The 16,857-nt window shown below is 65.8% G+C and carries 17 protein-coding genes; 4 read left to right on the top strand and 13 right to left on the bottom strand.

All coding sequences use genetic code 11. The annotated features are described in order from the left end of the window. Nucleotides 1-2: 2 nt before the first annotated feature. Together GFK26_RS20085 and GFK26_RS20080 are read right to left on the bottom strand one after the other, a co-directional pair. A complete protein-coding gene (locus tag GFK26_RS20085) occupies nt 3-2,522 on the bottom strand; it encodes a type VI secretion system Vgr family protein (RefSeq protein ID WP_153283524.1) in 2,520 nt (839 codons plus the stop codon). Between the two features lie 792 nt (nt 2,523-3,314). After that, nucleotides 3,315-3,932 carry a nitroreductase family protein gene (locus GFK26_RS20080; RefSeq protein WP_194273914.1) on the bottom strand — a complete coding sequence of 206 codons (618 nt, stop codon included), beginning with the start codon at nt 3,930-3,932 and terminating at the stop codon, nt 3,315-3,317. 262 nt (nt 3,933-4,194) lie between these two features. On the opposite strand from GFK26_RS20080, the gene GFK26_RS20075 reads away from it, so the two are divergent. The 4 genes from GFK26_RS20075 to GFK26_RS20060 all read left to right on the top strand — a co-directional run bounded on the left by GFK26_RS20075 (nt 4,195) and on the right by GFK26_RS20060 (nt 7,613). Continuing rightward, nucleotides 4,195-4,404, top strand: coding sequence for a LysR family transcriptional regulator (locus tag GFK26_RS20075; RefSeq protein WP_153283523.1), 210 nt, complete (start codon nt 4,195-4,197; stop codon nt 4,402-4,404). A 157-nt stretch (nt 4,405-4,561) separates the two neighbouring features. Then, nucleotides 4,562-4,717 carry a hypothetical protein gene (locus GFK26_RS20070; RefSeq protein WP_153283522.1) on the top strand — a complete coding sequence of 52 codons (156 nt, stop codon included), beginning with the start codon at nt 4,562-4,564 and terminating at the stop codon, nt 4,715-4,717. A 485-nt stretch (nt 4,718-5,202) separates the two neighbouring features. Further along, nucleotides 5,203-6,888 (top strand): sensor histidine kinase, encoded by a 1,686-nt coding sequence (locus GFK26_RS20065; protein ID WP_153283521.1) that lies wholly within the window; start codon nt 5,203-5,205, stop codon nt 6,886-6,888. Between the two features lie 29 nt (nt 6,889-6,917). After that, the gene (locus GFK26_RS20060; protein WP_153283520.1) at nt 6,918-7,613 is read left to right on the top strand and encodes a response regulator; all 696 of its coding nucleotides are present in this window, start codon (nt 6,918-6,920) and stop codon (nt 7,611-7,613) included. Between the two features lie 24 nt (nt 7,614-7,637). Here GFK26_RS20060 and GFK26_RS20055 read toward each other — a convergent pair whose 3' ends face one another. The 11 genes from GFK26_RS20055 to GFK26_RS20005 all read right to left on the bottom strand — a co-directional run bounded on the left by GFK26_RS20055 (nt 7,638) and on the right by GFK26_RS20005 (nt 16,779). Further along, nucleotides 7,638-8,552 carry a type II secretion system F family protein gene (locus tag GFK26_RS20055; RefSeq protein WP_153283519.1) on the bottom strand — a complete coding sequence of 305 codons (915 nt, stop codon included), beginning with the start codon at nt 8,550-8,552 and terminating at the stop codon, nt 7,638-7,640. A gap of 12 nt (nt 8,553-8,564) precedes the next feature. Then, nucleotides 8,565-9,554: a type II secretion system F family protein gene (locus tag GFK26_RS20050; protein ID WP_153283518.1), complete on the bottom strand. Its 990-nt coding sequence runs from the start codon at nt 9,552-9,554 to the stop codon at nt 8,565-8,567. Nucleotides 9,555-9,563: 9 nt separating this feature from the next. Beyond that, nucleotides 9,564-10,943 (bottom strand): CpaF family protein, encoded by a 1,380-nt coding sequence (locus tag GFK26_RS20045; RefSeq protein WP_153283517.1) that lies wholly within the window; start codon nt 10,941-10,943, stop codon nt 9,564-9,566. A gap of 42 nt (nt 10,944-10,985) precedes the next feature. Then, complete coding sequence (locus GFK26_RS20040) at nt 10,986-12,137, bottom strand: AAA family ATPase (protein ID WP_153283516.1); 1,152 nt, start codon at nt 12,135-12,137, stop codon at nt 10,986-10,988. Between the two features lie 19 nt (nt 12,138-12,156). Beyond that, nucleotides 12,157-12,585, bottom strand: coding sequence for a TadE/TadG family type IV pilus assembly protein (locus tag GFK26_RS20035; protein WP_153283515.1), 429 nt, complete (start codon nt 12,583-12,585; stop codon nt 12,157-12,159). Continuing rightward, nucleotides 12,582-13,049 carry a TadE/TadG family type IV pilus assembly protein gene (locus GFK26_RS20030; RefSeq protein ID WP_153283514.1) on the bottom strand — a complete coding sequence of 156 codons (468 nt, stop codon included), beginning with the start codon at nt 13,047-13,049 and terminating at the stop codon, nt 12,582-12,584. Before GFK26_RS20030 ends, GFK26_RS20035 begins: the two co-directional genes overlap by 4 nt. A gap of 5 nt (nt 13,050-13,054) precedes the next feature. After that, nucleotides 13,055-14,335: a Tad domain-containing protein gene (locus GFK26_RS20025; protein WP_153283513.1), complete on the bottom strand. Its 1,281-nt coding sequence runs from the start codon at nt 14,333-14,335 to the stop codon at nt 13,055-13,057. Between the two features lie 44 nt (nt 14,336-14,379). Next, nucleotides 14,380-14,556, bottom strand: coding sequence for a Flp family type IVb pilin (locus tag GFK26_RS20020; RefSeq protein WP_153283512.1), 177 nt, complete (start codon nt 14,554-14,556; stop codon nt 14,380-14,382). A 110-nt stretch (nt 14,557-14,666) separates the two neighbouring features. After that, the gene (locus GFK26_RS20015) at nt 14,667-14,882 is read right to left on the bottom strand and encodes a Flp family type IVb pilin (protein ID WP_153283511.1); all 216 of its coding nucleotides are present in this window, start codon (nt 14,880-14,882) and stop codon (nt 14,667-14,669) included. Nucleotides 14,883-15,016: 134 nt separating this feature from the next. Continuing rightward, nucleotides 15,017-15,310 carry a hypothetical protein gene (locus GFK26_RS20010; protein WP_153283510.1) on the bottom strand — a complete coding sequence of 98 codons (294 nt, stop codon included), beginning with the start codon at nt 15,308-15,310 and terminating at the stop codon, nt 15,017-15,019. A gap of 11 nt (nt 15,311-15,321) precedes the next feature. Beyond that, nucleotides 15,322-16,779, bottom strand: a complete 1,458-nt coding sequence (locus GFK26_RS20005; protein WP_153286033.1) for a type II and III secretion system protein family protein — start codon at nt 16,777-16,779, stop codon at nt 15,322-15,324. Nucleotides 16,780-16,857: the final 78 nt, after the last annotated feature.

Genomic DNA, 16,857 nt, shown 5'->3' with positions numbered 1-16,857 from the left:
AGTCACTGTCGGGGTGCCACCGCGGCAGCACGCGCTGCCGCCTTTGCCATGCACTCTTTGCACACGGCTTGAGGTAAACGAATCTCCGGCACCGGCAGGCTTTTGGGGCCCGTCGTGACATGGGAAGCCGCGTGCTCGCGCCAGATGCCCTTGGTGCCGTTCGCGATGCCTGTTCCGCCCCAATGGGTGTAGCTGGTACCGCCGTTGATGATCACTTCTTCCTTGGCAGTGATCGTGATCCTGTTGGCTTCGGCCTTGACGTCCAGTTTGGCCAGGATGTTGATGTTGTCCTTCAAGGCCTGGATGTCGATGTCGGAATTGGCGGCGATGAGCCGCATGCCTTTCTCGAAGGCTGCGATGCGCACCGCTTCCTTGGCACTCACCAGCAAACTCTTGCCCGCCGCAATGCTCGTGTGCGCCCCGCTGGTGATCGCGTGGTGCTCGGTGCTCACTAAGTGAATCGAGCCTCCCGTGGTGGCCTCGATTCCCGAAGGGCTGGCCAGCACGACATGCGGCTCGCTGAGTTCCGGGAACTCGCCCTCGGCCTTGTTGCCGCTGCCCGAGCCCTTGATCGCATCGTTCTGCGCCTTCAGGCTCTTGGTTACTTCGTCCTGGTCGCCGGTCTCATGCGCCTTGGCCTGCTGCGCCGCTTCACTCAAGCCCTCGTGCAACTCCCGCCCCTGCGTCAGGCGCTGCACCGTCTCGCCCATGTCGGTGATGTGCGCCTGGGCATTGGCGCGCGCCTCGGTGCTGATCAGGAGTCCGTCCTGCGCCCGGATCGCACCATGGCCGTCCGTGCGCAGCTCGAAGCCTTGGCCCCGGGCGTCCTTGCGTCCGGCGTTGTCTTCGATGCGGGTGATGTGCCCCAGGCTCAGGGAGCTGCTGTCGTGGTCGCTCTTGAGCTGTGCCTGGATCTTGCCTTCGGTGTCGTCCAGCAGCAGGTGGTTGCTCTTGCCACCGGCCTCGTTGCCGCTGGCGCCCGCGAGTTCGCGGCTTCTGAGCCCGGTCAGGGCCTTTTGCTCGGGCAGCTTCCACGGCGGCATGCGCTGCGCGTTGTAGACCACCCCCATGACGATCGGGTGGTCGGGGTTGCCGTCCAGGCATTGCACGATGACTTCCGAGCCGACGCGGGGCGTGGAGACCGCACCGGTCTCGCCGCCGGCCCATGGGCTCATCACACGCACCCAGGCGGAGCTGCGTTTGTCGTTCTGGCCTTCGCGATCCCAGTGGTACTGGATTCTGATTCGGCCGTACTCGTCGGTGTGCAAGCTGCCTTCGCCAGCAGGCCCCACCACAGTCGCGGTCTGCGGCGCCATCACGCGCTGCTCGACGCTGTGAAAGCCGCGACCCGGCATCCATGCAACGAAGCGGCGGCCGCAGACGAAACTGTTGCTGTACTCGGCCCGCGAACCCTTGGGTTTGCCTTCCGCGGTGGCGGGCTCCTGCAGATAATTGTTGCTCGCGCGGTGCGCCACCGAGAGAACGAGGAATTCGCTGTCGGCGCTTTCACCCTGCGTGCGCCCGAAATGGTCGGCCAGTCGGAACCATCGCCCGGGCAGCACGAAGCGGCTGTTGCCCTGAGCCTCGAAGCGCTTGGCCTTTGCCTCGATCTCTCCGATGCGCCGACGTGCCACGCCTTCGCCTTCGAGCGAGCTCGTGAAGTGACGCGCGCCGCCGTACTCGTGCACCTCCAACGGGGGCACGCCGCCTTGCCGGTTGCTGCTGGGCATCGCGGCATGCTGGGGACGCGCGTTCTTGAAGTCGAAGGCGCTGACGGCCGCTTGCGCCGAGACGAGTTCGCGCACCGCGCTCCACTGGCCGATGCCATCTTCTTCTTGCGCACCACCTTCTTCCTGGAACCGGATCTCCGGGGATGAACCATCCACGGCCTTGGCCAGCGTGCTGTCGTCGCACACATGGAGGGTGTGACCCTCGGCCGAATGCTCGTACCAATAGCTGTAGCCCGCCGCCTCCCAGCGCCGGTGCAGGTAGTTGTGGTCGGTCTCCCCGCCGGCCCCGCCGCCCTGCACGGCCATCGTGTGAGGTGCGTCTTCGCCGCGGACGAGCCACTCCCATCGGGGCAGCACGCCGTAGTCGTTGAAGATGGCTTCAGTCTGCGCGCGCAGCGTCTGGCGATGGAACAGGCGATTGTTCGCGCGCAGCCGCAGGTACTTCAACCACGGGCCGAGCCGGACTTCATAGAAGGCCAGGTTGCCGTCCGTGCGAACGAGGCGGAACTCGAAGACGATGCCGGTGAAATAGCGAAGGGTTCCGTCGGGGCGCACCAGCTCGACGCAAAGCATCTTGCCCTGCAGGTCCTTGAGTGCCAGATCGGCATTGCTGCTCAAGAGCCCGGCCGTGAAATCGAAGTCGCGCGACAGGCCTTCTGAAGCGGAGAGGGTGTCGACCACGAGGTCGCCACCTGCAGGCTCACCGCCCTGAGGGAACGACAGGCGCAACAGCCGGTCGTGCTGACGGCCCGCGACAAGTTCCACGAGATGACGGCTCGACGGGTGGCTCATCGGATGCGCCCGTGCAAGAACAATCTCGCCACGATGTGGTTCACGAGGACTCCCCCTTCTGATTCTTGTTTTTCAAGAAATTCGCGCAGTCACGCGCCTTGCCCAATTGCAGCTCAATACATCAGGCGCGCTCCCAACCTGATCATGTGAAACCGAATTTTCTTTCTATTTGATCGCTATTTTCTCATGCGTGCCAGAGGAGTTTTTTGTAGAGAAACGGCGAGTAAGCCATTGGTTTCCCAATCAGACGCCAAGTTGTTTTTTATTTCAAATACAACCTACTTAAGGCGTAAGACAAAACAGCGAACGATTCACCGAAAAGCAAAATAATATGAGCCGAAAGTTCAATTTTTCTGCTGTCCAAAATGACGAAGTAACGAGGCGTTTCGGTGCCAAAACTGCATGCGACCTCGATGTTCGCGAGAGCGATCGGCGCAAATGCGGGCGCGCTCCACAACTCCAATTTCCTAACAAATTTCTGCCACGCACAGCCTGTGCCATTCGCAGATGCTCCTGGCGCATGCGCTCGCGAATCTAAGAGGAAGCGTTCAGCTTGTTGGCAGCGGATTGGTAGCTTCACCGCAAGGCTTAGCCATCGCTCTCCATCTTGAATAGATCGCCCTCAATGCGGGCTCTCTTGTTGAGGCGGCACTTGAGGGGTGATGGGATTTTCTGCGGGCGGTCATCTCACGAAGTTGGCCGCCCGTGAAAAGAGTGACCGCGATCTCATCGCGAGCCCCGCGACCAGCGCCGGCCGGATCACCATCAGCCACAGGTCTGTGGTCCGCGCCCTCACACGATCTCGAGCACCTCAGCCAGCGGACGGCGCGGCTTCTGCGGCCAGTTGCCGGACGCGGCGCGGCCCACGGCCACCAGCACGACGGGCACCTCGTGCGCTTGCAGGCCGAACTCGCGGGCCACGCCTTCGGGGTCGAAACCAACCATCGGCCCCGACACCAACCCCTGCGCCTCGGCCGCATGGATGAGCGTGGCGGCACCGAAGGTGGCGCTGCGCACAGCCTCGTCGCGCGCCGTCCGCGGGTCGTTGGTGTATTGCAGGCGCGCGCCTTCGCGCCAGCCGGCCGCCGTGTCGGATGACATGAAGCCGGCCTCAATGAACGGGCGCAGCCGCTCCGGCAGCACGTCGAGGTTGGGCAACAGACCACAGACGATGAAGGTGACGGCCGCCTCGGTCACCTTGGGTTGGTCGTGTGCCGCTTGCCGCAGCCGAGCCTTCGCCTGCGGTGTGTGCGCGGCAATGAAGCGCCAGTTCTGCAGGTTGTAGGCCGTGGGCGCCCGCGTGGCGAAGCGGATCAGCGATTCGATCTCGCTGTCTTGCAACACGTGGGCAGGGTCGAAGCGGTTGGCCGAGGCACGTTGTTCGATCAGGGTCAGCGCGGGATGGGTCATGGGAATGGCAAAGGAGAAAGAAGAGGGAAAAGAAAAGCAAGGAGCCGTCACGGGTGGTCGGGCTGCGCCTGCGCGGCCATCGCCGCCCCCTGGGTGTGGGGTGTTCTGGCCGATGGCGATCACTCAGCCATCGCTATTGGGCCCACCGCCAGTGGCGCGCCGACTGCATCGACCGGACGCCAGCAAATAGAAAAGAGATGGAGAAGAAGCCCAATGCTCTCGCACGCGATCGATCCGGGCAATTGACAACGTTTAGACCAAATTGATCACGAAATCGATCAGGCTGGCGGCCCTCCCGCTCGAGCCACTGCGCGTCTTCGTCTCGATGGTCGACCGGGGCTCCTTCCGCGCGGTGGCCGGATGGCTCGGGCAAGCGCAGCCAAGCCTCAGTGCCGAAATTGCCAACCGCGAATCCGAACTGCGCCTGTCGCTCAGACCCCGCCGGCACCCACCGAATACCCAGAACGGGTGAGTGTGCTTGTTTGCATTTGTCGCAAGAATGAATACTTTCATTTCCCAGAAAGCCGAAGAGCCGCAGAGCTCGGTGAGGGTGGGGTCTGGACAGCCTGGTCGTTGGACACATGTCGTCATCGCATTCGGTTTCCGCCTGCCCCTGCCATCTCGCAGACATGGATCGCCAGCCGCGCACCGCGTGGATGCGCCTGCTGCCCTGGCTGCGCCTGTACCGCTGCTCCCGTTGCAACAAGCCCCGGCTCCTGTCCAAGCAGAAGGTAGACAACGCCCGCCTTCAGCACGCGGCCCAGGTGCGCGCACGCGGCGGCTGAAGGCGCCCGCCGGTTGCTTGCCTGCCATTCCTGCCGCGGGCAGTGCGCCTCGCCGCCGATCCACGGCCCCATGCACCTGAGGCTCCGGCGGTATACGGGATGCTGCTTTTGCGGCCCTGAGTCCGCCGGCCCCCTGGCTTCAGCGTGTGGCCGGGCTACCCAGGGTCCGCGCCTTCGCACAGGCAGTCAGACGCCTCGGTGAGGTACCTCACCCTCTCCAGAAGCTCCCGAACCTGCCCCATGCCCATTCGCCGCCCTTCCAGGGAGCCTATCTATCCGTATGCAATTCAATGCAAATATAGTTACCAAACGTTAACAGAATGCGATTTCAATTGCTTCTGAACACCAAAGTAGTAATGTGAACTCGTCACACGTTGTGGTCTTTGGTAAGAAAAATGTATTCCGAGCTGTCACTGCCGAGCGCTCCCGCCTGTACCGCGATGTCTCGCGGTGCCTGACATGGTCCATGCACCGGATGCGTCCCCATGCGAGTCCACGGCTCCGTCCCCCGCATCGACGCCAGCCTGGCGGCGGATGCGCTCATGGTGGGACGCATGCGGCTCGTGCTGTCGATCTCGGCCCTGCTGGCGATCACGGTCGACGCCGCCGATAGCCGGCAGCAGGTTCCCCCCGCGGTCTGGCTGGCCTTCTTCGGCTACATCCTTCACAGCCTGCTGATCCACGTCTGCACGGCGGTGGGACAGCCTCACTTCCAGGGCAAGGCGATCCACTGGTCCGACGTGCTGTGGTTCACGCTGATCCTCGCGGTGACCGACGGCACCCGCAGCCTGTTTTTCCTTTTCTACTTCTTCGCGATCCTCACCTCTTCGTTCCGCTGGGGCTTCGAGGAAGGCGCCCGCGTGACGATCGCGGCGGTCGCCTCGTTCATTGCCTGCGGGCTGGCCGCGGGCACCGACGACACGCCGCAGTTGCTCATGCGCACCGCCTTCCTGCTCGCGCTCGGGCACATGATCGTGTACTGGGGCGGCTCCAAGCTCGCGTTGCAACGGCGCCTCGCGCTCTTGGGCGACGTGAGCCAGCTGTCGAACCCGCGCTTCGGCGCCGGGCGCACCATCGCCCGCACGATGGAACGCACGCTGGCCTTCTTCAAGGCCAGCCATTGCATCCTGCTCACGCGCGACCGCGCCACCGGCACCTGGCTGCTGCGCACGCTGCACGAGGACGACGACTGCGAGCAGGTGAGCATCGAGACCATCGGCCGCCTCACGGCATCACCGCTCATGGCCCTGGCGCCCGACAGCATCGTGCGGAGCCACCGCCTGCCCTGGCCGCTGAACCACCTGCGCGCGCAGAACCATGTGTTCGAAGCGGGCGCGACCGCCTGGCGCACCGCCGACCAAGAAGGCGCGCAGCGCTGCAGCACCATCGCCGCCCTGCTGGAGGCCCGCGCCTTCATCAGCGCGCCGCTGCCGATGCGCCTGGGCGAAGGCCGGGTGTTCATCTCGTCGCGCGACGGGCGGCTCGGCAAGTCCGACGCGCTGTTCCTCGCCCACCTCATGGCGCAGATCTTCCCGGTCATCGAGACCATCGAGGTGCTCGACCGCATGGCCTCGGAAGCCGCGTCGACGGAGCGCCTGAAGATCGCGCTCGACCTGCACGACACGGCCATCCAGCCCTACATCGGCCTGCGCATGGGCCTGTGCGCGCTGCGCAAGCGGGCCGGCGCCGACAACCCGCTGCGCGAAGACCTCGACAAACTCTCGGACGTGGCCGACGGCGTGATCGCCGACCTGCGCCGCTATGCCGGCGAAGTCAGGCACGGCGCCGACGATGCCGGCGGGCTCGTGCGGCCCCACCTCGAACGCCAGGCCGCGCGGATCAAGGGCCTGTACGGCATCGACATCGACATCGTGATGGCCATCGACGCCCCGCTGCACCTGGACGACCGCGTGACCGCGGAGCTGCTGCAGATGGTGAGCGAAGGCCTGAACAACATCTGCAAGCACACCCATGCGCGCCACGGCAGCGTGCGCATCGACTGCAAGAACGGCCAGCTGGCGTTGTGCATCGAGAACGACGCCTGCCAGGAAAGCTTCACCACTTTCCACCCCCGCTCCCTCACCGAGCGCGCCACGGCCCTGGGCGGCCAGGCGCATGTCGACCGATGCGCGAATGGCGGCACGGCGGTGCGGATCGAAATCCCGATCTGACCGCGCCGCAGACACTGGAGAAATCCGTCATGCAAACCCTCGACCACCTTGACCACCCTATTGCCGTCCTGCTCGTGGACGACCACAAGACCATGCTGTGGGGCCTGTCGAAGCTGATCGACGGCGAACAGCCGCGCATGAAGGTGGTCGGCACGGCCAGCTGCTGCGACGAAGCGGTGGCGACGGCGCAAAGCCTCGCACCCGATGTCATCGTGCTCGACCTCGACCTGGACGGCCACAGCGCGCTGGACATCCTGCCGCGGCTGCTGGCCAATGAGAGGTCGCGCGTGATGGTGCTGACGGCGGAGAAAGAGCAGCGCACGCTCGACCTGGCCGTGCTGCGCGGCGCGCGCGGCGTGGTGGGCAAGGACGCCTCGGCGCAGCAGCTGCTGGACGCCATCGAGCGCGTGTTCCGCGGCGAGCTCTGCGTCGACGCGCAGGCCATGGGCCGCGTCTTCTCCGAACTCACGTCGGCGAAGAAGCCGCCGAAGGCCGACCCCGACACGGCCCGGCAGGCCACGCTGACGCACAAGGAACGCGAGATCATCCGCATCGTCGCTACGGGCTGCGGCGCCTCCAACAAGGCGCTCGCCGAGCGCGCCTTCGTCACCGAACACACGCTGCGCAACCACCTCTGCGCGATCTACCAGAAGCTGGGCCTCACGAACCGGCTCGAGCTGTACATCTACGCGGTCAAGCATCAGCTCGACACGCAGGCGCACTGAACCGCTGCGCGCCGGTCGCGCCCCTCACAGCTGCCCGCTCAACATCGGCCCGATCATCCGGATCACGCGGATCGCCGCCGGCGTGAGGATCACGAGCGAGATGCACGGGAAGATGCATAGCACCAGCGGCAGCAGCATCTTGGTCGGCACCTTCGCAGCCAGTTCCTCGGCACGCACCTGGCGCTTGTGGCGCAGGTCGTCCGAGAACACGCGCAGCGACTCCCCGATGCTGGTGCCGAAGCGGTCCGCCTGGGACAGCATGGTCGCGAAGGTGCCGATTTCTTCCACGCCCGTGCGCAGCGCCAGATTGCGCAGCGACTTCTCACGCGTGCCGCCCGCGCGCATTTCCAGGTTGGTCCAGTGCAGCTCCTGCGCGAGCGCCTGGCTCTTGATCTGGATTTCGTCGGTGACCTTGACCAGCCCGGCGTCCAGCCCGAGCCCCGCCTCCACGCACACCAGCATGAGGTCGGCCGCGTCGGGGAAATTCTCGAAGATCTCGCGGCGGCGCGCGCGGATGCGCAGGCGCAGCACCAGGTTGGGCAGGTAGCAGCCGACCAGCGCGGCCAGCGCGAGCCAAAGCAGCATGTCAACGCCGCCCTCCGCCCCCGCCGCGCGCAACACAACGAACGCGAGAGCCGCGAAGCCCAGTGGTAGCAGCGTCTTCAGGCCGAAGTAGACAAGGTATGCATCCGGGTGGCGGATGCCGGCGTTCAGGAAACGCACGCGCAGCGGCGACAGGTCGGCATCGCCGGTCGGCGACGACAGCTGCGCGAACGGACCGACGAGCTTGACGGCCGTTTCGGTCCAGCTCGCCTTGCCGGCCGGCAGCACCACCGCCTGGAGGCGCTGCGCCGCGCGCGTCGGGGACAACCACACCGCCAGGCCGATGACCGCCAGCGACACGGACAGAAAAACCAGGATGGGGAACAGCAGGGCCATGACGCTTCTCCTTCAGACGCGAATCTTCACGATCTTGCGCAGGAGCACGATGCCCACGAGCATCAGCACCAGCATGTAGCGCATCACCGACTGGCCGATCGGGTCGGTCCACAGCGGCGACATGAATTCAGGATTGAAGATGTTCATGAGCGCCGCCAGGGCGAACGGCAAGATGCCCAGGATCCAGGCCGACAGCCGCCCTTCGGACGACAGCACCCGCACCCGCGCGAGCAGCTTGAAGCGCGCGCGAATCAGCCGACTCAGGTTGCCCAGCACCTCGGTCAGGTTGCCGCCCGAATCGCGCTGGATCAGCACCGACACCACGAAGTAGCGCAGATCGGTGAGCGGCACGCGCTCGCTGAGGTTGGTCAGCGCTTGTTGCAGCGAAACGCCGAAGTTCACCTCGTCGGCCACCAGGCGGAATTCGGTCGCGATCGGGTCGGGCATTTCCTCGCCGATCATCTGTATGCCGCTGGCAAAGGAGTGGCCCGCGCGCAAGGCGCGCGTCACGAGGTCCAGCGCGTCCGGCAGCTGCTTTTCGAGACGCTCCAGCCGATGGCTGCGCTTATGCTGCAGGTACAGGACAGGAAGCGCTGCCGCCACAGCCCCGGCCACGAGCGCCAGCACCACCGGCTGGCGCGCCAGCCACACGGCGCAGAACGCGAACACGCCGAGCACACCGCAGGCCAGCAGGAAGCTGGACACCGTCCACTCCAGCCCCGCCTGCAGGATGAAGCGGTCCAGCCGGTGCGCCCGCGGCAGCGCCAGCAACTGGCGCTGCAGCCAGGGCATCTTGCTGAGCATGCGTTCCTTGGCGAGATGGGCCTGCGGCGTGCGGTCGACCGCGGCGGACATCGCCTGCAGCCGCTTCTCGATCTTGCGCGCGTCGGGCCCCTTGTAGGACCGCCACAGCAGGTAGAACCCCTCGATCATGAGCAGCGCGGTCACAAAGACCAGCACCGTGACCGTGATCAACGTGTCACCACCCAGGTTGTCGAACATGGCGAACTCCTATTCGTAGTGCTTTTCGGGATCGAAGATGTGGTCGGGCAACTCCACGCCGAACGCGTGCAGCCGCTCCATGAACTTCGGCCGCACGCCGGTCGCGTGGAAATGGCCGCGGACCTGGCCGTCGGGCCCCATGCCCGTCTGGTGAAAGGTGAAGATCTCCTGCATGGTGACGATCTCGCCCTCCATGCCGGTGATCTCCTGGATGCTCGTGACCTTGCGCCGCCCGTCGACCAGCCGCAGCACCTGCACCACCACCGTGATGGCCGAGGCGATCTGCTGGCGCACGGTGCGGTGCGGCAGGTTCAGGTTCGCCATGCCGATCATGTTTTCGAGCCGCGCCAGTGCATCGCGCGGCGTGTTGGCGTGGATGGTGGTGAGCGAGCCTTCGTGGCCGGTGTTCATGGCTTGCAGCATGTCGACCGCCTCGGCGCCGCGCACCTCGCCGATCACGATGCGGTCGGGCCGCATGCGCAGCGCGTTGCGCACCAGCGCGCGCTGCGTGATCTCGCCCTTGCCTTCGATGTTCATCGGCCGTGTCTCCATGCGCGCGACGTGCGGCTGCTGCAGCTGGAGTTCGGCGGCGTCCTCGATGGTGATGATGCGTTCGGTCTCCGGAATGAAGCCCGAGAGAATGTTCAGCAGCGTGGTCTTCCCTGCCCCGGTGCCGCCCGAGATCAGCATGTTGACCTTCGCCTGCGCCAGGCCTTCGAGCATCTGCGCCATCGGCGGCGTGAGCGACTTCAGATCGTTCACGAGGTTGCTCATGCGCAGCGGGATCTTCGCGAAGCGACGAATCGACATCATCGGCCCGTCGAGCGCCACCGGCGCAATGACTGCGTTGACCCGCGAGCCGTCGGGCAGCCGCGCATCGACCATGGGGCTGGACTCGTCGATGCGGCGCCCGACCAGCGAGACGATCTTGTCGATGATGCGCAGCAGGTGCTTCTCGTCGGTGAAGCTCACGTTGGTCAGCTCCAGCCGTCCCCGCCGCTCCACGTAGATGCTGGTGGGCGAGTTCACCAGAATGTCCGACACGGTCGGGTCGGCCATCAACAGCTCGATCGGCCCGAAGCCCAGCATCTCGTGCTGGATGTCGCGGATCAGCGTGCGCCGCTCGATGTCGTTGAGCGCCTCGGGCTCTTCCTGTAGCAGCCGCCCGACCATCGTCGAGATTTCCTGCCGCAGCGCGTCGGGCTTCAGGGTTTCGAGCGCCGCCAGGTCGAAGCGGTCCAGCAGCTTCAGGTGCATGCGCTCCTTCAGCAGCTTGTAGGTGTCCGAGGCGAAAGGCGACGTGGTCAGCTCCACGACCGGCCCAGTTGGCCCCACGGGCCGCCCGCCGGCATCGCCGTCGATCGCGTTGAGTTGGTCCCTGAATGACATGGTTGGCACCTCCGCCTGGGTATTGATGGAATCCGATCCGGCTCAGGCACGACGGAACAGCCGCCCCATGAAGCCGGGCGTCGCCTCCGGGCGCGGACTGAGCGTGTGGGCGATCTCGTCGAGGCGCTTGGCCAGCGCGCTGCCGCGCGACATCTCCGCCAGCGGCACGCCGCGGTTGATGGACGCGTCGACGTCCTTGCCGCCGTCCGGCACCGTGGTGAACGTCGCACCGGGCAGCGACCGGCGCATGTCCGACAGCCCGATCTCGCCGCCGCCGGCGCTGCGGTTCACCAGCAGTTCGACCTTGCCGGGCGCGTAGCCCAGCGACTTGAACACCTGCACCAGGCGCGTCACGTTGCGGATGTGCGGCAGGCTGGCCTGCAGCACGGGGAAGATGCGCTCCGCGCGGTCGAGCACGCGCAGCGTGAGCGTGTCGATGCGCGTGCCGAGGTCGAAGATCACGAAGTCGTACTGCGCGAGCGCCACCTGCAGGATGGCGTCGATGTGCTCGGCCTTGACGTCCATCGCGCGCGCCAGGTCCTCGGGCGCGGGCAGGATGCTGTAGCTTGGCGACACGCGCACCACGCTCGCCGCGAGCAACGAGGCATCGAGGCGCGCGATGTCGCGCGCCACGTCGGCCATCGTCGCGGTCGGGCGCAGGTCGCTCACATACGACAGCGCATCGCCGAACTGCAGGTTCAGGTCGATCAGCAGCACCGAGCGCTCGCGCGACAGCTGGTGCGCGATGTTGGTCGCCAGAAAGGTCGCGCCGCTGCCGCCCTTGCACGGCATGAACGCCACCACCCGCCCCGGGCTGCGTGCCTGCGAGCCGGCCATCTTGAGCGCGATGCGGTCGACGGCGGCCTCGAGCGCGGCGGCGTCGGCGGGCGACGGCAGCACCTCGCGCACGCCCGCGCGCATCGAGTGGATCAAGAATTCGGGCGTCTGCATCGCGCACAGCAGCACCACCGCCACCGTCGGATGCCGCAAGGTCAGCGCCTCCACCAGCGAGAGCTCCTGCGGGTCGCAGCACATGCCGTCGACCAGCATCAGGTCGGGCGCGACCTTCTCGACGACCGCCTGCATCCGGCTCTTGCCGCCTTCGAAGAGCGACACGGCATGGCCGCGCGGCTCCAGCACCTTGCGCATGTCCTGCAGGTGATTCGGATTGGGAGAAACGATGGCGATCTTCATGGTCGTGTCCGGTGTGCTGTCAGGAACAGATGGCCGCGCTGTGCGGGTCTTGCCGCATGACCTCGCGGGGCAGGAAGGTGGAGAAACCCGGCATCGGGATGAGCGGCGCAACGGCCCCCACGATCGGGGAGATCCATTGGTAGTTCAGGCCGGTGATGCTCACCGTGACACCCTGGCAGGTGCTCGCCGTGCAGCCCGAAGGAATCCAGGCCACGTCCACTGTTTGCACCTGCGGCAGCAACGCTTTCATCCGGGCGAGCACGAGGGCCTGCTGCGTGGTGTCGTCGCACACCACGGCATAGCGCGCGCCGGCGCGCGTCGCCTCGTTGGCCGCGTTCCAGGTGAACAGCATGCGGGCGAAGTCCACGATGCCCAGCACCAGCATCAGGAAGATCAGCAGACCCAGCGCGAACTCGAGGGTGGTCGCGCCCTTGGCGTGGTGTCTCATGATGGTGCCCTCATGGTGGCGGCGATGTCGCTGAAGACGATGTTGCCGTTGGCGTCGGCGAAATTCACTCCGAACACCGACGGAAACAGCGAGTGGAAGGTGTAGCCGGTGATGCGCACCGTGACCGTGTTGATGATCGGGTCCGCCCCCGCCGATTGCCAGGTGCAGCAGCTGCCGGACGGCACGTTGGCCAGGCTCAGGCCGCGCGCCAATGGCGCGCCGCTGCCGGCGGTGTTGCCGAACACGACCAGGTTGCGCGCCTGGTCGACGTTCGTGTTGGGCGTCTGCACCGAGAGATAGCGCACCGCGTCACGGGCCGACTTGGTGACCGTGTTGTATTCGTACATGGCGCGCCCGAACTCGGTGGTGATGAAGGTGAGCAGCAGCAGCAGCGGCGTGATCAGCGCCAACTCGATCAGCGCGGCGCCGCGTTGCCGGCGGAAAGAGGTTGTCTTCGTCGTCATGGTGCTCACCTCACAAGGACCGGAACCAACGGGCCCGCCGAACCGCCGGGAAGTCCGCTGGTGGTGCAGGGACTTCCGACCGCGCCGGCGTTGCCCAGGTATTCGAGCTGCGTGTCGGCCATGGGAATCTGCAGCGGCTGGAGCATCAGGAAGCAGAGGTAGTCGATCACATAGGACGACCCATCGACCACGGGCGCCGTGACGATGCGCCGGTCCAGGCCGTACTGCTTGTGCCCCCCCGTCGCGTTGCCGGGCGCAGCGAGCTTCTGGAAGCTGTTGAGCGTCAGGCCCGTGCGCGTTTCGCAGCCGCTCAGGCTGGTGCCGGTGTCGTCGCACGACGCGAAGGCCGCGCGCTTGGTCACGAAGTTCTGCGCGCTGGCTGGCGCACCGAGGGGCGGGCTGCCGTCGTAGGCATTGGGTGGCGTGCCGTCTGAACGCGCGGGCCAGTTGGTCGTGGTGTAGGCGTAGCCCGTGTAGTCCGGACGCCCCGCGCTCGGACTGTCACTGTTCTTGTAGATGCCGAAGCGCTGATTCCACACCTCTGCAATCACGGTCTGCACACCGGGGGTGCCGATCGGGTCGCCAACCCGGGTCTCACATTCGTTGCCGCTCAATTCATCTCTGGTTTCGCTGGCGCTGTTGGTGCCGTTGAGGTTGGCCCAGCCGATCTGGCCGCCGGTCGCGGCGTTCTGGGCCAGGAGCAGCGTCACCCACTCGCCCCGGACGAAGCCGTAGTCGGGTGCGGTGCCGCCGGACTTGGGCTTGACCAGGACGGGGATCGGGCAGGTGGTCTGGGCGCTGCCGCGGGTTGCCACGGCGTTGGCCGCGACGCTCTGCGTGGACGGATTGCCGGCATAGTCGCCGGAGAACGCGCCCATGGCCTTCATGAGCCAGATCTCGATGTTGGGCTGGGTGTGGGTGCACTGCGCATAGCGTGCGTTGGCGGACGCTGTGGTGACCGCGTAGGACGCATCGCGGAACGTGATATCGGCTGCGATGAGCTTGCCTTGTCCGCTCCAGGTGGCCGACTGCAGGTTCACGTTGTTGGCGTTGCCGGCGGTCTGGCCCGCACTGCGCGCCCGGCTGATGGCCGTGCTCTCCCCGTTGAGTTCAGTCGCAGCGGCCAGCGCACAGCTGTCCACCGCCGTCTGCAGCTCGGTGCGGGCGACGAAGAGGTGACCGAAGTCGAGCGCGATGCCCATGAAGCCGAGCAGGAACATAAGGAACAGCGCAACCGTGATGATCATCGCGCCGCGCTGGCGGCGAGGGGAGCTGCGGGCTTTCATGATCGGTCCTCGGTCTGGACGATAAAAAGAAGATGCCGGGCGCGCTATGCGCAACCGTTCCCGGCCAGGCAATCAGTCACGCGGGTGATCGCGGAGTCGATGCTCGCTGCGATCGACGCTGATTGCAGCGCGATCACCAGCACGATGGAAATGACGGCGATGATCAAGGCGTACTCGACCACCTGGGCACCGTCCTCGTCGGTCAGCAAGGTCTTGAACATGGTGATGACCCCGTGTCGTTGTGGTGGGAAGTCACGCAAAGGCATCGGGAATTGCGGAAGAAAGCGAACCTCGAGGTAAAGCCCACCTTCTTCCGCCCTCCCAACACACTTCAGACGCAGCCGCCCGACGTCGAGGTCAAGCACAGCTTGACGCGATCGATGAAGGTCGAGAAGCTGCCACCAGAGGACGTGAGGGCCTTCAGTGCGACAACCAGTGCGATCGAAACGACCGCGATGATCAGTGCGTACTCGACGACTTGTGCGCCTTCTTCGTCGCGCAGCAAACCGCTCGCGGATTGACCGATGGTCTGGAAAAACTTGTTCATGGCTCTTTCCTTTCAAGGTGTGGACTACAGAAAATCAGATTGAAATAACAAGGAAGTCGAATGTCATGCGTGTCGTGGCGTTCTCCTTTTCATGTGAAAGTTGCTGCGGAGCGGGTCCGCAATATCGCGGTCTCTCATTTCCCCGAGCCGGTGCCCTGGCCACCGATCTGTCCGCCGATGTTGATGACGTTGGTCACCGGCGGCGGCGTCTTGTAGGACTCCTGGTACTGCACCATCGCCTCGCGCGACGCGCGGCCGTCCATGCCTGTGACCGGATCGCCGTTCTTGCCGGCGTTCGGGTTCAGCGTCATCTTCTTTCTGGCGTCGCGCACGGCTTCGCCGAAGCGCGCGTCGTAGTGGGGAGTGACGCTCGAGCAGCCTGCAGCCAGGAGGCATGCGAGCACGAGGGGTGTCGATCGAATGAACATGGCAGGGCTCCTCACGGGGTTTCGCTGGCCGGGGCGGCCGGTGCCGGGGTGCTGCTTTCGAGGGCCCCGTTGAGGTAGACCTCGGCGCGGCTGGGCAGGACGTGGTTGTCAGTCGGCACGCGCGGCGACTCGGCCAGCGGTCGCACCAGGCGCGGCGTGATGACGAACATCAGCTCGGTCTGTTCGTTCTGGAACTCGGTGCTGCGAAACAGCGCGCCCATCACCGGCACTTCGCCCAGGCCCGGATAGCGCTTGATGGCCTCCGTCGCGTTGCTCTTGATGAGCCCGGCAATGACGAAGCTTTGTCCGTCGTTGAGCTGCACCGTGGTGTCGGCGCGCCGCACCGTGAGCGAAGGCACGACGGACGTCACGCCCCCGACTGTGGTGAAGGGCGAGCCGGTCTGCGACAGGTCCGACACCTCCGACACCATCTTCAGGTTGATGCGGTCGCCGTTGAGCACCGTCGGCATGAACTTCACGCCGATGCCGAATTCCTTCTCTTCCAGCGTGATGGTGCTCCCGGTCGTACCTCCACCGTTCTGCGCCACCGGAATGAAGATCTTGCCGCCCGACAGGAAGCTGGCCTGCTGGCCGCTGATGGCCATGATGTTGGGTTCGGCCAGGATGCGCACCAGGCCGTCGTCCTTCTGGCCGTCGATGGTCACCACGCCGCGGCCGATGCGCAGGGCCTCGACCAAGCCGCCGCCCGTGCTCAGGAAGTTGGAGATCAGCGAGTAGTTATGCAGGCCGCCGCCGCTCATGCGCGAGATGCCCACGCGCGCACCCAGCCGGTCGAGCAGGGTCTTGCTGACCTCGGCGATCTTCACCTCGAGCATCACCTGCTGAGGGGCCCCGACACGCAGCAGGTTCACCACCTTCTTGCCTTCAGCGCCGTAGGCCGAGGCCAGGCTCATCACGTCGTCGAGCTTCAGCGCGTCGCTGATCTCGCCGGTGAGCACGATGGAGCGCTCGGCGCTGCGCACGCGGATGCGGCGCTCTTCGGGCATCAGCTCGGCCAACTTGGCCTGCAGTGCCCCGGGATCGATGGTGACGATCACGTCCTTGATGTAGCAGGTGCCGTCGGCACTTTGCAGCACGACGTTCATCGAGCCGGCCTGGCGACCGCGGAAGAACAGGTCGGTCGGGCTCAGCAGCGTGACCTCGATGTCGCCGACGCCGTCGGTCCGTTGCGCCGGGGGCGCCGCCATGGCCGCCGCGCCCTGCGGTGCCGCCACCGGCGCGGCCGCCTGGTTCTGAGGCTGGCCGCTGACCACGATGCGCACGACACGCGCCTTCAGCGGAATGACCACCGACTTGCCGAGCACGGCATAGGTCGGCTCGGAATCCGGAATGATGGCGGTGCAGCGCCGGCTGGCCGGGGCTGCGGGCGCTGCCGCAGCAGCAAGTGCAGCGGGCGCAGGCATGGCGGCGGCCGTGACCGGGGCGGTTGCCACGACGTCCGCAGCCATGGCGGGTGTCGCCACTGTCGCGAAGGTCGCCAGCAGACGGGCGATGGTTGTTGTGAGTGGGCGCACTTGGTGTTCCTC

It is taken from the genome of Variovorax paradoxus (assembly GCF_009498455.1).
In the GTDB taxonomy this organism is placed as follows: domain Bacteria; phylum Pseudomonadota; class Gammaproteobacteria; order Burkholderiales; family Burkholderiaceae_C; genus Variovorax; species Variovorax paradoxus_H.
This window is presented reverse-complemented; position numbering and strand designations above follow the sequence as displayed.